Source organism: Paenibacillus sp. JMULE4 (genome assembly GCF_013337105.1).
In the GTDB taxonomy this organism is placed as follows: Bacteria; Bacillota; Bacilli; order Paenibacillales; family NBRC-103111; genus Paenibacillus_G; species Paenibacillus_G naphthalenovorans.
Genome location: NZ_SGWF01000022.1, coordinates 68,369 through 83,971 on the forward strand (window position 1 = coordinate 68,369; position 15,603 = coordinate 83,971).

Annotated in this window: 20 protein-coding genes; all 20 read left to right on the forward strand. The window is 56.6% G+C overall.

Going from position 1 to position 15,603, the window contains the following annotated elements:
* The first annotated feature begins 157 nt into the window (after positions 1–157).
* Positions 158–553, forward strand: a complete 396-nt coding sequence (locus EXW96_RS25580) for a MerR family transcriptional regulator (RefSeq protein ID WP_062494043.1) — start codon at positions 158–160, stop codon at positions 551–553.
* 3 nt (positions 554–556) lie between these two features.
* Positions 557–886, forward strand: a complete 330-nt coding sequence (locus tag EXW96_RS25585; RefSeq protein WP_062494041.1) for a YnfA family protein — start codon at positions 557–559, stop codon at positions 884–886.
* 281 nt (positions 887–1,167) lie between these two features.
* Positions 1,168–3,462 (forward strand): type IV secretory system conjugative DNA transfer family protein, encoded by a 2,295-nt coding sequence (locus tag EXW96_RS25590; protein WP_062494039.1) that lies wholly within the window; start codon positions 1,168–1,170, stop codon positions 3,460–3,462.
* A gap of 183 nt (positions 3,463–3,645) precedes the next feature.
* Entirely contained in the window at positions 3,646–4,527 is an 882-nt protein-coding gene (locus tag EXW96_RS25595; protein WP_174351724.1) for a replication-relaxation family protein, read from the forward strand.
* Positions 4,524–5,351 carry a conjugal transfer protein gene (locus EXW96_RS25600; protein ID WP_309225224.1) on the forward strand — a complete coding sequence of 276 codons (828 nt, stop codon included), beginning with the start codon at positions 4,524–4,526 and terminating at the stop codon, positions 5,349–5,351. Before EXW96_RS25595 ends, EXW96_RS25600 begins: the two co-directional genes overlap by 4 nt.
* Positions 5,352–5,386: 35 nt before the next feature.
* Positions 5,387–5,644 carry a hypothetical protein gene (locus tag EXW96_RS25605; protein ID WP_144938195.1) on the forward strand — a complete coding sequence of 86 codons (258 nt, stop codon included), beginning with the start codon at positions 5,387–5,389 and terminating at the stop codon, positions 5,642–5,644.
* A 6-nt stretch (positions 5,645–5,650) separates the two neighbouring features.
* Positions 5,651–6,355, forward strand: a complete 705-nt coding sequence (locus EXW96_RS25610) for a TcpE family conjugal transfer membrane protein (protein WP_150959786.1) — start codon at positions 5,651–5,653, stop codon at positions 6,353–6,355.
* A gap of 58 nt (positions 6,356–6,413) precedes the next feature.
* Positions 6,414–8,906 (forward strand): ATP-binding protein, encoded by a 2,493-nt coding sequence (locus EXW96_RS25615; protein ID WP_144938200.1) that lies wholly within the window; start codon positions 6,414–6,416, stop codon positions 8,904–8,906.
* The gene (locus EXW96_RS25620; RefSeq protein ID WP_144938203.1) at positions 8,903–10,441 is read left to right on the forward strand and encodes a hypothetical protein; all 1,539 of its coding nucleotides are present in this window, start codon (positions 8,903–8,905) and stop codon (positions 10,439–10,441) included. The genes EXW96_RS25615 and EXW96_RS25620 overlap by 4 nt, the downstream gene beginning before the upstream one ends.
* Positions 10,442–10,459: 18 nt before the next feature.
* The gene (locus EXW96_RS25625; protein WP_144938206.1) at positions 10,460–10,699 is read left to right on the forward strand and encodes a hypothetical protein; all 240 of its coding nucleotides are present in this window, start codon (positions 10,460–10,462) and stop codon (positions 10,697–10,699) included.
* Positions 10,700–10,711: 12 nt separating this feature from the next.
* Complete coding sequence (locus tag EXW96_RS25630; protein WP_144938211.1) at positions 10,712–10,894, forward strand: hypothetical protein; 183 nt, start codon at positions 10,712–10,714, stop codon at positions 10,892–10,894.
* Between the two features lie 33 nt (positions 10,895–10,927).
* Positions 10,928–11,089 (forward strand): hypothetical protein, encoded by a 162-nt coding sequence (locus EXW96_RS25635; RefSeq protein WP_174351725.1) that lies wholly within the window; start codon positions 10,928–10,930, stop codon positions 11,087–11,089.
* Positions 11,079–12,023 carry a M23 family metallopeptidase gene (locus tag EXW96_RS25640; protein WP_144938214.1) on the forward strand — a complete coding sequence of 315 codons (945 nt, stop codon included), beginning with the start codon at positions 11,079–11,081 and terminating at the stop codon, positions 12,021–12,023. Before EXW96_RS25635 ends, EXW96_RS25640 begins: the two co-directional genes overlap by 11 nt.
* Positions 12,024–12,044: 21 nt before the next feature.
* Positions 12,045–12,263, forward strand: a complete 219-nt coding sequence (locus EXW96_RS25645) for a hypothetical protein (RefSeq protein ID WP_019007327.1) — start codon at positions 12,045–12,047, stop codon at positions 12,261–12,263.
* A gap of 89 nt (positions 12,264–12,352) precedes the next feature.
* Positions 12,353–12,628, forward strand: a complete 276-nt coding sequence (locus tag EXW96_RS25650) for a hypothetical protein (RefSeq protein WP_144938217.1) — start codon at positions 12,353–12,355, stop codon at positions 12,626–12,628.
* An 84-nt stretch (positions 12,629–12,712) separates the two neighbouring features.
* Positions 12,713–14,032 carry a DNA cytosine methyltransferase gene (locus EXW96_RS25655; protein ID WP_174351726.1) on the forward strand — a complete coding sequence of 440 codons (1,320 nt, stop codon included), beginning with the start codon at positions 12,713–12,715 and terminating at the stop codon, positions 14,030–14,032.
* A 49-nt stretch (positions 14,033–14,081) separates the two neighbouring features.
* Complete coding sequence (locus EXW96_RS25660; RefSeq protein ID WP_019007330.1) at positions 14,082–14,345, forward strand: hypothetical protein; 264 nt, start codon at positions 14,082–14,084, stop codon at positions 14,343–14,345.
* Positions 14,339–15,166, forward strand: coding sequence for a DNA adenine methylase (locus EXW96_RS25665; protein WP_062494019.1), 828 nt, complete (start codon positions 14,339–14,341; stop codon positions 15,164–15,166). Before EXW96_RS25660 ends, EXW96_RS25665 begins: the two co-directional genes overlap by 7 nt.
* Complete coding sequence (locus EXW96_RS25670) at positions 15,163–15,354, forward strand: hypothetical protein (RefSeq protein ID WP_062494017.1); 192 nt, start codon at positions 15,163–15,165, stop codon at positions 15,352–15,354. Before EXW96_RS25665 ends, EXW96_RS25670 begins: the two co-directional genes overlap by 4 nt.
* A gap of 2 nt (positions 15,355–15,356) precedes the next feature.
* Positions 15,357–15,551, forward strand: coding sequence for a DUF5049 domain-containing protein (locus EXW96_RS25675; protein ID WP_062494015.1), 195 nt, complete (start codon positions 15,357–15,359; stop codon positions 15,549–15,551).
* Positions 15,552–15,603 lie beyond the last annotated feature (52 nt).

Sequence of the window (15,603 nt, forward strand, 5' to 3'; positions counted from 1 at the left end):
GAAGTTCCCATAAGTAATGCAAGCATCTTTTTGTGTATGAGTTTGTCATCTTACCCAGCGTCTTCAATCCATCTTTTCATTGCTGGATCACCTCCTTGTCGTATATATTGAGTATCATAAAACTTAAAGTTAACTTTAAGTAAAGGGGTTGGATTTTATGCTGTCTATTGGCGAAATCGCCAGGTTGAGTGATGTTCCGGCTTCGACTTTGCGTTATTATGAAAATGTAGGATTGATTCCCAAAGTAAGTCGCAGAAGCGGGCAAAGAAGATATTCATCAGATATCCTGCAACGCATCCGTGTCATTAAGACGGCACAACAAGCAGGGTTTCATGTGCAGGAAATTTTCGTGTTGCTTGAGGGCTTCGATTCGAATGTTCCCCCGTCGGAACGCTGGCGATCCATGGCTCAGAAGAAAAGACTTGAATTGGAAGAGAAGGAGAGGCAAATCAAGATGATGCAACAAGTATTGGAAAATGGGTTGAAATGTTTTTGTTTATCTTGGGATGAGTGCTTTGTAAATGTTGACTTGGACGGAAATGGAAGGAGATGAGACATGGCAGCGGCTATACTTCTGTTTGTTTTGGCCGGATTAGCTGAAATTGGCGGCGGATATCTTGTCTGGCTTTGGTTAAGAGAATCCAAACCGATAGGGTACGGCATAGCGGGAAGCATCGTGCTGATCTTATACGGGATTATACCAACATTTCAAAGTTTCCCGAATTTCGGACGCGTGTATGCTGCGTACGGCGGTGTTTTCGTGGTGCTTGCGGTTTTGTGGGGATGGTTAATCGATAGGAAAACGCCAGATCTCTATGACTGGATCGGAGCAGTCATATGCATTGCAGGGGTTTCTGTAATGTTATGGGCCCCTCGCCCCCAATAGAGTCCAGGGCCGTAATTGATCGTAAATTGGCGCAATTTTTTCAGCAATAGAGGAGCACAACGAAAGCAGACTGCAAAAAAATAGGCATAACATTGGCAAAACAAAGGCACTGCAGCGGCACCACAATTCAGGATTTTTCTGGTATGATGCTATCATCGGGAGAAAAGGGACAAGCCGGAAACGGTCGTTGTTCCTTTTTCTGCTTTGAGGAAGGGAGTTGATCGAACACTTTTGATTTGCATAAGGAAAATCGAATACGTTTACGGAGGGAGGGGGTAGCGATGCTCTCTTTTTTGTTTTCGCGCTGGTGTGAGCCGGGGCGCGGCAAGCACAAGCTGACCCTATGGTTCGAAGCGATGCCCTCCTTCGACGCCGCGCCGATCGACTTCGCCAAGGCGGTGCGTTTTGCCAGGCATATCAGCCAGCTCGGCCATCCCCGATTCAAGCGTCTTCGGTACGGACAGATCTATTTTCGTTTCTTGATCCAGTGTGCAGGACCTGCTGGACGAGTACGAATCTACTTTTCTGTCCCCGACATTCGCTGGATGGGGTTTCGTACGGGCTTTCATACGCAGGTGTCCGGGATCTATTTGCTCCCGGTGGAAGCGCCTGTGTTTGCCGCTGATTCGGGCAAAAACGTGATCGTTGCCGAAGGACGTCCGGCGTACAAGGGAGCGCTGTCAGTCGCTGCCATTCATCCGGCGGGCAAAGACCCGGTTAACGAGATGATCGCGGCGATGGGAGCGGGAGAGCTCAAAGCGGGCGAGGAGGTATGGCTGGAGCTGGCGTTTGCGCCGGCTGGCAAGCGCCTCCTGCAACGCCGTGTCCGCAAAGCGGAAGCGTGGCTGCGCTCCCCGGCGAACGAGCCGGTGTCGCTGAAAGCGATCTGGCGGGAAATGAACACGAACCAGAAGGAGAAACGAGGGCCGCGAGAACTGACCGCCCATCAGCAGAACGTCATGCGTTCGCTTCAGAGCAAGCAGGACGAGGACGAAATCGGGCTGTGGACGGGATTTCGCGTGCTCATTCGATCGCATGCGGCCAAAGCGAGGCTGCACACGATGAACGACATGCTGCAGTCGATGAGAAGCGGTAACGGCATTGTGTTGCGTCCCGTTCGGGGAAAAAAAGCGATGCTTGCGCCTGGCGTGCCGTCGAAGAAGCTGCTGTTTACCTCGGAGGAGCTCGGCTGCTGGCTTCGCATACCCGCCTTTGGCGATCCGGCTGCCGCGCATATGGAGAAGATGCATGCCAAAATCGTACCTGCGCCTGTAGGCTTAAACCACGGGCTATTTATTGGAAAAAGCAACGTGCCAGGCGCGGATCAAGAGATCCGCATGCCGGTGAACCAGATGCTGAAGCACGCTTTCCTTGCCGGAACGACCGGATCGGGGAAAACGTCGACACTGCTCTCCATTATGACGAATATGGTGGAAGACTTGGAGCGTTCGCCGGACCGAGCACCGGGCTTTACGTTTCTCGATCCGCACGGAGGGGCGATCGAAACATTGCTGAGCTATATTCCGAAAAGTTTGTACCCGAAACTGCACATTGTTCCGCTGGGACACACCGACCGGCCGCGCGGCTTCAACTTGTTTCAAGAGGCGCATGCGGATATGCGGGAAAGCCTGACCGGGGAATTTGTCACGACGCTGCAGCAGCTTTTTCCCGGCTCCCGGCCGCGGGCGGAGCATTATCTCCGCAACGCCGTGCTCAGCTTGTTATCCGTGCCGCCGCAAACGGTGCTCGGCATAATCGACATCTTTTTTAACGAGACATACCGTAAAAAAATACTGCCGGATCTGGACGTGCATTTGCGGCATTTTTGGCTGGAGGAATTTGCGCAAATCAAAAACGTGGGCGAGCATCTCGGTCCGATTCTGAACAAGCTTGGTGCCTTGACGACGTACCCGACATCGCGGCGGATGCTCGGACAGCTTCACAGCAGCATCAACACACGGCGAGTGATGGACGAAGGCAGGATCGTGCTGATCGACGGATCCGGCTGCGTGCCGGATTTGCTGAAGATATTGGCTAGCCTGTTTTTCATCGACTACCACTTTACCTGCCGCAAGCGGCCGCAGCATCAATCGAGGGCACATTTCTTTTTTGCCGATGAAATGCACTTGTTCGCGACGGACATTTTGACCAAAATACTGGCCGAGGACCGCAAGTTCGGCTTGTCGCTGTTTCTGGCCACGCAGTATTTGTCTCAACTGTCCGATCGCATTCTGGAGGCGATTCTCGGCAACGTCGGCACGCTCATGCTGCTGCAGCTCGGCGGGCCGGACGCGGACAAGCTGTCGCGCTGGCTCAAGCCGCAAGTCACGAACGCCGATTTGATGAATCTGGCCGAGCTTCACGCCATCGTGCGCACGAAAGGCCGCGAAGGACGGCTCGAGCTGTTCACGGTCAAAAACGATGTCGTCCCGATCCGGAATGAAGCCTGGATCAAGGAGGCGTGGGCGCATTCGGACGAGCAGGACGGACGTGCTGTGGAAGCGGTCGAGCAGGAAATGAAGCGCTCGGGTCTCTCCGGTATGCCGGAGGCGGCCGATTTGCCAATTTTTGGTTGACATCGCGCCTGGAATGTTGGAGAGCGTCTTGGAGAGAAAGTTTGAGGGAAGCAAGGAGGGAAAGTTCGAGGGAAAACTGCCGCTTCTGCAAAAGGCGAAATCGCGCGGTGCGGCGCACAAGCCGGGCGAAACCCTGATCCCGACTAACTCACCACATGCCCCGATGGAAAGGAGACTCCGCATTTGTACTACGAAGCAAAAAAAGAAACGCAGGTGATGCTGTACCGGCACACGTTGCTGACGGCGGAGCAATTAGCGCTCAGCCTGAACTACAAACCGAAGACGATCTACAATATCGTCTGTGAAATGAAAGAGACCGGAGTGATTCGGCCCATCCGCCTTCCTTTTCTGAAACGAAACCATGTCGGATATACCTTAACGGCCAAGGGGGCAAGAGGGGCGGCCGGTCTGGTCGGGGATGAAACGGTGTATCGGGCGAAAGCGTGGGAAGCCGGACCGGTACAGATTGAGCATTTTTATGGAACGAACGCTTTTTTCACGGATTTGATCCGCCATAGCCTTTCCCGAGCGGAAGAAGGGATGATCGAATGGCTGGACCCGAGGTCGGCTGCCGAACGGTATGTGCAGACAAAACCGACGGGAAAAGCTGCCGCTCCGGTCAAACCGGACGGGTTCGGCATGTACCGCTTTCCGGACCATGGAAGGCTGGCCTTTCATCTGGAGTACGATACGGGCACCGAAACGCTGTGGCGCTTAAAAGACAAAATGGTTCACTACGGAACGCTGCTCCCGAAAATATGGCCGAAGGTGGAAGTGGTGCACGTGCTGTTCGTGACCAAAATCGAGAGCCGCCCGAAAACGCTGATCGATATATGGGATTCGCTGCGAAAGGGAACGTTCAGCCATGACCGTTTGCCGAACGTATGGACCATCAGTGAAAGCGAGTGGAAACAAAACGGACCGGGGGCGGCGAAGTGGCTGGGCTGCGGCGGACAATGCCGGAGCTTGAGGGAGATGCCGCTTTTGCCTATCCAGACCGATCTTGCCTGTCTGCTGCTCGGAAAACAGCCCAGAGAGCTACCCCCCATCATCAACAGGAGGTGAGGCGGTTGGATGTTCGTTTGCTGCCCAAGCTGCTGCTGTGGGCGATGCTGATCGTTTCCTGTCTGGGCGCGGTTTCCACGCTCTTGAGAACGGAACCCGACCCGACGCCGGCCATCCTCAAGAAGACAATGGAGCAGCAAATGGCGGTCCATACGGCGCTCAGCTTTGCCCGCGAGTGGATGCGCTGGGACGGCGAGGAACTGCCGGAAGCGCGTATGCAGCGGCTCAAGCCGTATGTCAATCTGGATGCTCTCGCACGCGTTGCGGCTCTTCAGGCGGAACATAAAACGAAACGGCAGGAAGTGATCGCGGCGGAGTTCGTGTCCTCGTCCTCTAGTGGGGTATCAAATTATTCGGTTCGCGTGAGGGTCATCGCGGCGAATCCCGAACGGGTCGTGTGGGAAGTCGATGTGCCCGTATGGGCGCAGGTGGGCAAAGGCGCTGCGGTGGCTGCGCCGCCGCTCTTCCGCCCGCCGCAGGAGCCGCCCGCCGTTCCGGAAATGGGAAGCGGAGAACCGGCGGCATCTGCGGATGTAAAGCAGCGGATGCGTCCGGCGATCGAAAGCTTTCTGAAAGCGATGTGCGAAGGCAAGGACGCGGACAGCCTGTTCAACTACGTCACGACCGGCGCAAACTTGAAGCCGCTCGAAGGCCGGATTCGCTTTATCGCGCTGGAGCGGCTGGAGGCTGCCGGAACCGGACCCTACAAGGTCACGGTTACGTTTTCCGCGCAGGATGCTGCAACAGGTTTTCGTGTGACGCAGGTGTGGAAGCTGGCGGTGACGGAGGAGAACCGGAAGTTTTTTGTAGGGAGCATAGAGTAAAACGACTTATCCAGTTCATTGAGGGGGTGGGAAATGTGGAAGGGGATTTCGTCAATACCGGTCTGCTCGTCATCAAACGGCTGCTGCAAGCCATTTTTCTCACGATTGCGATTTACCGGGGCGTGAAAATGTATGCCAGCGGCGAAACGAACCGGCTCTGGTCGCACATTATGCTGTCGGTCATTCTGGGCATTTTCGTCTTTGCTCCCGGCATTGCCAAGTACCTGGCGCTTTATGTGCTGAAGACGCTCGGCATTTCCGTGGAAGGGCTTACGGACACAACCGGAGGGTGAAGCCGGATGGACGAGGATAAAACGGAATCGTATCGCGCGTTGTATCGGGTTCGCCCGCTCATTTACCATATCGGCGACATTCGATTGTGGATGCCGATCCGGCAGGATGGCGTCGTGCTCTGGTTTGTGTATATCGGCGTGTTTTTTATCTTTTGCTACGTGTTTCCGGTGCTCTCATGGCTGCTTCCCATCGATCGCACGATCACGATGGTTGTCGGGCCGATTGCCGCCGCATACTACACGGTCAAACTGGATCCGGCGGGGAAAACGGTGCCGCGCTATGTTCGGGACATCCTGCATTTCTTGGTGCGGCCGAAATGGTTTGTCCGCTGGCAGGCGATCCGTCAACCCGGAGGGAAACACAGGATCCGGTTTGTTGGCCGGTGCCGGCCGTATGAACGGATCTCGTTGCCAAAAGGCGGCGAGGCATGGAGCGGCAGCAGCGGACAACTACACGGGACGGTCGAGGGATTGCAGACGCTTTGCCTTCCCGCAAACGTGCGCATCCGCTGGCGCGGGCGAAGCGGAAAACTTCATGTCACGCCGCTGATACGGCCGTCCAAACGGGCGGTCGTTCCGCCAGTGGTGCTGGAAGGAAAATCGCGGCGGTCGATGTCATGGATGACATCCGCTCCGGTGCAAGTTGAAAGAGAGAATAGAGATAAACATTTGGAGATATGGAAGGTTCGAAAACGGAGCGACATTCATTGATATGCCGCCGCCACATCCGGATCCGATGAAAACAGTTTTTGAAGGGGGGTGAGACGCATTGAAGTTTCCGGTTTTGTATTGGGAACAAAACCTCCTGTTTGACACGCTGCTGAAACCGTGGGCGGTGTACCGCATACCGCTGAAACCGTATGCGTACCAGTCGCCGGAGAAAAAGCGCGGCGCCGTGAGCCAGATGCAGCAGTTTTTGCACAGCTACCATGGCAGCGGCCAATTGTTATCCGTCACCCGGATGATGGACGCTGGCGTGTGGCAACAGCGGCGAATGGGGCAGGGCGCGGAATACGAACGGTATGTGAAAGCGGTCATGCAGCGGTTTGCCGAGCGGCGGCCGTGGCAGCGATCGCTTTATTTGATTTTGCAGCTATCCGCCGTGCACAAGCAGTTTCCGGAAGTGGATTTGTCGGGTTTGCGCAAGACGGGCGAAACACTGCGCGAATGGGCCGGCGCGTTCGGCCGCAACATCCAGGAACAGTTCTGGTACCGCCAGCGCGGGGAACTGGAGATCGAGCGACTGAACATCGCGAAGTCTGCAGAAAGCTTGCAGTTCAATCAGGTAAACCATCATTTGGGCGGCGAGCGGTGCGGACCGCAGGAAATCGAGTGGCTGATCAGGCGCGGCTTCTTTCGTGGATTGGCCGTGGAGCCGGAGCTGACGCTGACGCCGGAGACGATGCGCGAGGTGCGGGTGAAGGGCGAGAAGGTGCTGCTGCGCCCGAAAAAATCATTGCCGGTACTGCTTGCCGCCGACCTTGTCGGCGAAGAAAAAATGAAGACGTGGATCGTGCATCATGACGATGGGGAGGAAGACAGCCGGAAAAGCTTTCAAGCGTTTTTCTCGGTCGTCGATGTGCCGGAGGAGATTTCAACCATCGGGGACGAGTGGCTGTATGCGCTCGAAGACCTGCCTTTTCCCGCCGAGGTCAGCATTCACTTTCAGGTGCAGACGCCGCATGAAGCGGCGGGCGGCTTGCAGCGCAACCGCAAAGTGTTGAAAGACCAGCGCCGCGAATACAAGGAAGCGTCCGAGGAAACGCCGATCACGCTGGAATGGGCTGGCAAGCGCGGAAGGGTGCTGGAGAACAAGCTGCAAAAAGGAATGCCGCTTGTGTGGGCGTCGACGTGGCTCAACGTATCCGCCTCTTCCCGCAAGGAGCTGGAGGAACGTGCGGCGCAGCTGTTGCAATTGTATGCGACCAAGCAAATCCGCGCCGTTCGCTCCCCGGCGGATCAGGTGCTGGCATTCCGGCTTTTTTTGCCCGGTTCCCCGATGGACAAGCAAAACCGGATCCCGATGGATCCGAAGTTTCTGGCTGCAGCCATGCTGCACGGTTCAAGAGAAATCGGCGATCCGGACGGGGATTACATCGGGCGGACGCTGCACCGCATCCCGGTGCTGCTCGATTTGAAGCGGCCGATGTCCAAGGAACTGAACCGTTCCGGGGCGATCGTCATCGTCGGTACGCTCGGATCGGGGAAGTCTGTGCTGAAAAAGACGCTGTTCTACCATGGCTACAACCAGGGCGGCATCGTGTTCTCGATCGATCCCAAGGATGAGGACAGCTGCTTTGCGCTCATCCCGGACATCCGTCAAAACATGGTGCGTCTGAACTTTTCGGCGGATTCGGCGACGAAGTTCAATCCGTTCCGGATGTCCGAAAGCGAGGACCGAGCGCACGGCATTGTGCTGGATTTCCTCAGCTTGCTGCTGGAGGGGACCCGCAATGACGAGCGGGCTGACGCGATCATGGAAGCCGTCGAGCGGACGTTCGAGCAGAAACAGCGCGATCTGTACACCTTTATGCAGGAGCTGGAGCGGGTTTCGGCGGATTCGCCGGTGGAAGCGATCCGGGTGGAAGCCCGCCGCTGCATGAACCGGCTGCAGTCGTACTCGCGCAGCCCGTTCGGAAAGTTTATTTTCGCCCGAGACGGGGAAGAAAACGCGAACTTGAGCGGCGCGCGGTTTATCGTCATTACGCTGGCGGGGTTGCCGCTGCCGAAGAAGCGAAGCGAACGGCTGCATACGGCGCTGACGCCGAACGAGCGGTTCGGTCTCGGCATCATGTATCTGGTCGCCGCGCTCGGACGGGAGTACATGTTTTACAGCCCGCACGATCAGCTCAAAATGTTCGGCATCGATGAAAGCTGGATGCTGAAAGCTTTTCCCGAGGGCGCGCTGCTCATTGATGAGATTATCCGGATGGGCCGTTCCTTTCAGGTCGTCCCGCTGCTGGCGACCCAAAATCCGGGGGATGTGGCTGACGAGGAGACGAGAAACAATCTCGGCTCCATTTTTTGTTTCCGGACGGAAGACCCTCGGGCGATTGCGGACAACCTGACGCTGCTCGGACTCGATCCCGACGATGAGGACATGATCCAGGCGTTCCGTGAGCTGAAAGCGGGGGACTGCTACATGAAAGACATTACCGGCCGGATCGGGCGGGTGCATATCGAGCCGACGCCGGACGATCTGCTCTCCGTGTTCAATACGACGCCGGATCGCATGACGGCGGAAAGGAGGGAAACGATTTGAGACGACGATGCCGCTGCGGGCTTTTGCTGATGGTGTTTATCGCATGCTTCATGGCTTTGGCAAATCCGGATGCCGTTTTTGCGGAAGCGCCCAAAGATATGCTCGACCAGCTGCTGCCGGGCGAAAGCGAGATGGGCATCGAGCCCGGCGACCGGACGCTCGATTACCGCCAGTATCCGACGGATCACTACACCTGGGATTTGGGCTACGACCTTGTGGAGTGGTCCGGATGGAAGCCGAAGCTGAACAACCCGTTTCCGATCATTCTGAACTGGGTCGCCAACGTCGTGTTTATGCTCAGCGCCTTCATCACCCGCCTTTGCATTTTTCTGATGCAGCTCGGCTTTCACACCGATCTGGTCAACGAACAACTGTCGCTCATTCTCCCCATTATGGACGGGCTGCGAACGAGCATCTTCACCAAGTTTTTGCCGTGGGCGCTGGTGCTGCTCGCCGCATGGATGGTCAAGGTCGGGTACTGGAACAACCAGACGACGCGGCTGATGTCCGGCGTGATCGGCTCGATTGTCGTGCTCGTCGGCAGCTATTGGTTTTTCGCGCATTCGGGGCAGAGCATCCGCGCGGTGTCGCAGGCGATGGACAAGCTGACGCAAATAACGATGGGTTCCCTGGCCGCGCCGTACCAGCGCGTGACGGGCGAACAATGGGGGGAGGGACTGGCGAATGCGGCGGATCAGCAGCTTATGGCGACGTCCAACCGGCTGTGGAAGCTGTTTGTCGACCGGCCGTGGCTGATTGGCCAGTTCAACCGTCAGGACGCAGGCGCGGTGCGCATGACGGCGGAGGAAGTCGAAGCGATTCTGGACCGGGCGGAGGACGAGGAGGTAACCATCGGCGTTCAGGCCGGGGATGCGTGGTCGCACTGGATGCGGCAGTATGCGCCCGGCATGACGCAGCGGGATATTTTGCGCAAGGTGCTGGGCGATGCGAAAATCGGCCACGGCGATCATGCGGACGTCCCGTACTTGTTCGCCGGCGGTTCGGCGGGCATCCGCTGTCTGGTGGCGCTGCTGTCGCTGATCGCCACGTTGACGCTGTTGCTCTACGTCGGGACGATATCGCTTATTTTGATTCTGGCGCAGGAGATGGCGCTGGCGATCATTATCCTCGCGCCGGTCGTACTGCTGCTCGGCTTGTTTCCGGAGCGAGGTTTCGTATTTGTGCGCCGCTGGGTCGGCTGGCTGATCGGCGTGCTCGGCACGAAGGTCATTTACGGCTTTTACCTGGGCTTTACGCTGCTCGTCGCCGACATCGTGGCGCGCGGCTCCGGCATCCTGATGCTGCAGCAAATTTTTGTGGCGCTGCTGTTCTTCTGCGCGTTTTTGTTCCGCAAAAAGATTTTGAAGCAGTTGCTCGGCATCTTTCAAGCTCCGTCGCCGCACGAGATGTACGAAACATCCAAAAAAGAGGTTGTGTATCACGTGGGCGAAGCGAAGCAGTCGTGGCACAACGCGAAGGAGCGATCGAAGAAAGCGAAGGACGCCGCGAAGAAGATCATTTCCAAGTTGAAGTAAAAAACGGGAGGAGAGGACATGGTTCGGATCGCGGAATGGCTGCAAAATGAATTTCTGGCGCAGACCGTCATCTTTGCGGAGATTCGGGAGCGCGGGTTGTTTTTCCGGGGAAGGAACCGGTTCAAGGACGTCGAGTTTCTCGTATCCGCGTCGCGGCATGTATGGGTGAGGGAAGCGGGTTGCCGGGAATGGAAACCGACAGGCGTTTACGTGCCGGCAGACGTCATGCCGGAAACGGCAAATCATTCGGCAAGGTAGGAGGGCAGAGACATGCGTTCGATTTCATTTGATCCGAACAAGATGGAACGTCTTGTTCGACGCGATGCGTTCCTCCGGTTTGCGGTCGACGATCTCGTTTCGAAATCCCATTCGAGAAAGAAGGCGCTGGAAATCGTTTTTAACAGCTATGTGCTGGAGGATTCGGTCATGGAAGACAAATACGAGAAGGCATAATCGGGCGGCAAGCCTGCCGGTGAGGGAATGACGATGGATGTTGTAAAGGATTGGGAAGCGCTCGTGTCCGACTTGAGGCGGCGAATACAAAACGGCGACGAATCGTGCCGGCCGCTTTTGACCAAAGCGGAGGCCGCGCTGAAAGAGGCGCGGGAAAAGGACTCGCCGCAGGCAAGGGATCCTCATGGACGTTAGCGGCCTGGTCAAGAAAAAGGTGTTTTGGTGGGTAGTCGGAAGCCTGGGGGCTGCCGGCATTGCGATCGCGCTTTTAGCGATGCTGCTCGTTTTTGCGCTGCTCGGCGTGCTGGTCAGTTCGTCGGATTCTTCTTCCATGGAAGGGATTCCGGTGCCGGAAAATCAGACCTTCGATATTCCCGCTCCGCTGCTGCCGATATATCTCCGGGCCGAAAACGAACAGGCTTCCTGGGCGCGCCTGGCGGCGATTCACAAGATCACGACCGATTTCGGAGCCGAACAAGCGAAACGAATCGATACGACCGGCGTTTTGGGCTTTCCCCGGCTCTTGTGGGAAGCGTACAAGACGGACGGCGACGGTGACGGCAAGATCGATCCGGACAATCCGTTTGACGCGATCTTTTCGCTCGCCGACTATTTGCGGTTGTCCACCCTTGATCCGGATGCGGCGCTGGAAGCGTGGTTTTTAAACCCCAACGATGCGGCGCTCGTTCGGGCAAAGGAAGCGGAGTACGCCGCCATGCTGGTCATGCCGCGAAACTGGCTGTGGCCGGTCATTGGCTATAAAGCTATTTCCAGTCCGTACGGCATACGGACCGACCCGGTGTCGGGCGAACCCGGCGCGTTTCATGACGGGATCGACATCCCCGCGCCGCGCGGCACGCCGGTCGTTGCGACCCAAAACGGGATTGTCATTCAGGTGGTCAAGAGCAACTCCGGGTACGGTAATCTCGTCCGTTTGCAGCATGACGGAGGCGTTCAAAGCTTATACGCCCATTTGTCGGTCATCGGCGTCCGCCGCAGTCAGCAGGTGCTGCGCGGCGAGGTGATCGGCTGGGTGGGAAGCACGGGGAAATCGACGGGACCGCATCTTCATTTTGGCATGTCGCAAAATGGACAATCGGAGGACCCGCAAAACTATTGGAATGATTAAACCGAAGGAGAGTGAACGCAGATGTTGGAGCAACTGCTCCGCTTTCGCGAATGCGAGCATCGGGGCGATTTGGACGCCTATGCCCGCGACGTGTCCCGCTGCGGCGGAAATATTATCGGACGGGAACTGGATGCTGCCGCTGAAAAGGGGTATTTGACCGTAACGTTCTCAAGTGAGGCAGATCGTGAAGCGTTCTGGGAGAGGTTTAAACAAACGGATTCGGCGCCCTTCTGTTCCTAAGCAGCAGTAACAATCAGATCATTTCCATGGCTCTCGAATAGGAGGGCTATTTTTCGTTTCAAAAAACAACCAAAGGAGTTGTGCAGAGCATGGGAAAACCAACTGAAAAAGTAATGACGCGCGGGGTGCAACATTTGAATTTGCCGCCGATCGTCATGAATTTGTTCTTCCGGAAAGCGGAGTCGTTTTTGCCCAAGCATGATTTTCTCGTTTTTGAACCTCAAGGAGACCGCGTTGTTGTCAGCGACGGAAATGGCAAGAAGCTTGACGAGCTGCAAATGAAGCTGCCGGAGAAAGTTTGGGTGAAGTCGGATGATTACGGCAATCATTGGGTCATTACGGCGCTGCTGCCCCGGGAGTATTGAAGCATACAAGTTCAGATAACGGCTGTCCCGTTCGCGGCGCAGACGTTTTTTTGCGCCCGTTTACGCACTCGGGAGGTGACTGTAATGCAGCTTTGGGGACCGTGCATCGATTTGTTTTGCGGCGCGGGAGGGTTATCCTGCGGCTTTGCGCAAGCGGGGTTCGATATCCGTGTCGGCATTGATGTGGATGCGTCCGCGCTGCTTACGTTTGAGCGCAACCATCCGCAGGCGCTGGCCATCAAGGAAGACGTCGCCCGTTTGACGGGAGACAAGCTCCGCGAGCTGGCGGGAAGCGAGACGGTGCTGGGCATGATCGGCGGACCTCCCTGCCAGGGGTTTTCGCTGGCCGGAAACCACGATCCGGACGATGTCCGCAACCTGCTGCCGTATGAATACGCCCGGCTGCTCAAGGAAGCGCAGCCCGCATTTTTTCTGATGGAAAACGTGAAAGGGCTGCTGAGCAAAAAGCAGCACATTCATTTTGACGCCATACGCGACCTATTTTCGGCGGCGGGCTACAGGCTGGAATGGAAACTGCTCAACGCGTGGGATTACGGCGTGGCGCAGACGCGGGAGCGGGTGTTTATCGTCGGGTTCCGGTCGGATCTGGAGGTCGCTTTTGAATGGCCTCCGCCCGATCCTTCGCGTCCGGTGCTTCGCGATGCTATCGGCGACTTGCCGGATCCGGCGGAGGACGAAACGGCGCTGATGAATCATACGCTGTCCAATCCCCGTCCGGTATCGATGGAGAACCGGCTTCGCAATGCCGGGAAAGGCGTGGCGATGTTCGACTGCAAGGTGCAGGACTGGGAGAAGCCGTGCAAAACGGTAACCGCGCATTTGTCGAAGGATGTCGATCTCGCCCATCCGGGGATGCTGCCGAACCATGCCGGTCATCTTTTTCCCAATGTGCGGGAAGAGAGCCGCTATGATCAGACGAACCGCAGGGCGGGATGGGACGATCCTTCCTTTACGATTACCGCGCACAGCCGTTCGGCGGGGCTGCATCCGAATCACGGGCCGGTGCCGGCGGATCCGGCGCACATTCTGCATCTGGTTTCGCTGGCGGATGCGGACGGGGTTATCCCGCTGGAGGCGCTGGAAGCGGCCATGCCGACAAGGATCCGGGGGCTCAAAGGACGCCAAAAAGTCGGTTCGTGGCAAAAACCGAATCCGACCATTACGGCGAATGCCGGTTTTTATGCCGGGGCGCATTATCATCCGGAGCTGACCCGTCCCCGGCGTTTTACGGTGCGCGAGTGCGCCCGGATACAATCTTTCCCGGACACATTCGTGTTTTACGGCAGCTTGAGCGCACAGTACCGCCAGGTCGGCAACGCCGTGCCGCCCAAGCTGGCTCATGCGCTGGCGCGGCAAATCGCCAACGCTTTATCCATTGTGTAAAACGATTTGTATTAAAACGAATTTGCAATCCGTGAAGAGGTGGGTGAACGTGCGGCAGTTGCAATTGTATGTCAAAGAGATCCGGGGGGCGTATCAGGTCATTGGCGTCGAGCCGGGGAAGGACGTGTACGCATTGGGCAGCCGGGAGAACGCGCGGGAAGCGGTGCGCCATGCGTTGGGATACGCCCGCTTGCTCGGCGTGCCCGAGGATGAGGTTTACTATTGCGGGCATTCGATTCCGCAGCTTGCGGCGCTCGGAGCCGGATCGATAGAGCCCGACACAAAAAACGAAGGAGAGGATCGCCATTGCTGAAAAGTCCGATTCGCTGGCAAGGCGGCAAGTCGCGGTTGCGCGAGGACATTATCCGCCGTTTCCCGCCGCATGTGCTGTATGCTGAAGTGTTCGGCGGCGGGGGCTGGGTGCTGTTCGGAAAAGAACGGTCGAAGGTGGAAGTGTATTCAGACATCAACGCGGAGCTTGTCAATTTTTTCAGAGTCATTCAGGAAGATTGGGAGGCGCTCGCCAAAAGGTTCGAGTGGGCGCTGTATGCCCGCGATGAGTTTGTGCGCATCCTGAACCGGCGGGACGAGGAGCGCGATCCCGTTACCCGCGCCTACGATTTCTATTACCGGGTTTATTCCCATTTCGGCGGAAAATACAACGACTGTGACGATTGGGGGTACACCCGCACCAAACCGGCTTACGACCTGAGCAAGGTCAAGGAAAAGTTCAAACTGGCGCATGAGCGGCTGATCGGCGTGTACATCGAAAACCGGTCGTTCGAAGAAGTTATCCCGCGATACGATTCGCCGGATAGCTTTTTTTATTGCGATCCGCCGTATCTCGGACTTTCCGGTTACCTGTACAAGTTCGATGAAACGCATCACCGGAAATTGCGCGAGTTGCTCGGCGGCATCAAGGGCAAGTTTTTACTCAGCATCAACGACCACCCGCTCATCCGGGAATGGTACGCGCCATACGTGATTGAGGAAGTGGAAACGCGCTACACCATCGCCAAACAACTGAAAGGGCGGCAGCCGGCAAAGGAACTGCTCATTTCCAATTATCCGCCCGCTGCAGAGATGCCGATCGATCATAAGCCGGGGGTTAAAGAAAGGAAGGACAAGGGATGAATAATCAGGTTCGCATCGAGCCGAAAGGCGGAAAGTTTGCCGTTGTGCTGGAGCATGATGGATCAACGCAGGAAATGGATGTGCGGGATACGTACCAGGAAGCGGAAAAGTATGCGTTTTATGTGGCGAGCCGCGTCAAACTGGATGTCTATTACCGGGGACTAAAATTGGATGAAAGGAAGGGTTGACCATGGTGACAGTCCCGAAAAAGGTGCTGGAAGGACTGGAGGCGGTGCGCAGGCTTGGGGCGGTCAACATGCTCGATCGTCCGGGAGTCATTCATTGGGCTGACAAGCTTGGGTATCCCGAAACGGCCCAGTGGATCCGGGAAAATCCGAAAAAGTATTCGGAAGGCGTGTTTACCGGATTCGAGGCAGAATCATAAAAAACAACTTTGAAATCACCGGCCGGTTGGAGAGGAGGTGTTTGATTTGCAG

Excerpts from the sequence above, each read along its gene's own strand:
- EXW96_RS25580 (WP_062494043.1), top strand. The coding sequence starts at position 158 with ATGCTGTCTATTGGCGAAATCGCCAGGTTGAGTGATGTTCCGGCTTCG.
- EXW96_RS25585 (WP_062494041.1), top strand. The coding sequence starts at position 557 with ATGGCAGCGGCTATACTTCTGTTTGTTTTGGCCGGATTAGCTGAAATT.
- EXW96_RS25590 (WP_062494039.1), top strand. The coding sequence starts at position 1,168 with ATGCTCTCTTTTTTGTTTTCGCGCTGGTGTGAGCCGGGGCGCGGCAAG.
- EXW96_RS25610 (WP_150959786.1), top strand. The coding sequence starts at position 5,651 with ATGGACGAGGATAAAACGGAATCGTATCGCGCGTTGTATCGGGTTCGC.
- EXW96_RS25625 (WP_144938206.1), top strand. The coding sequence starts at position 10,460 with ATGGTTCGGATCGCGGAATGGCTGCAAAATGAATTTCTGGCGCAGACC.
- EXW96_RS25630 (WP_144938211.1), top strand. The coding sequence starts at position 10,712 with ATGCGTTCGATTTCATTTGATCCGAACAAGATGGAACGTCTTGTTCGA.
- EXW96_RS25635 (WP_174351725.1), top strand. The coding sequence starts at position 10,928 with ATGGATGTTGTAAAGGATTGGGAAGCGCTCGTGTCCGACTTGAGGCGG.
- EXW96_RS25640 (WP_144938214.1), top strand. The coding sequence starts at position 11,079 with ATGGACGTTAGCGGCCTGGTCAAGAAAAAGGTGTTTTGGTGGGTAGTC.
- EXW96_RS25645 (WP_019007327.1), top strand. The coding sequence starts at position 12,045 with ATGTTGGAGCAACTGCTCCGCTTTCGCGAATGCGAGCATCGGGGCGAT.
- EXW96_RS25650 (WP_144938217.1), top strand. The coding sequence starts at position 12,353 with ATGGGAAAACCAACTGAAAAAGTAATGACGCGCGGGGTGCAACATTTG.
- EXW96_RS25655 (WP_174351726.1), top strand. The coding sequence starts at position 12,713 with ATGCAGCTTTGGGGACCGTGCATCGATTTGTTTTGCGGCGCGGGAGGG.
- EXW96_RS25670 (WP_062494017.1), top strand. The coding sequence starts at position 15,163 with ATGAATAATCAGGTTCGCATCGAGCCGAAAGGCGGAAAGTTTGCCGTT.
- EXW96_RS25675 (WP_062494015.1), top strand. The coding sequence starts at position 15,357 with ATGGTGACAGTCCCGAAAAAGGTGCTGGAAGGACTGGAGGCGGTGCGC.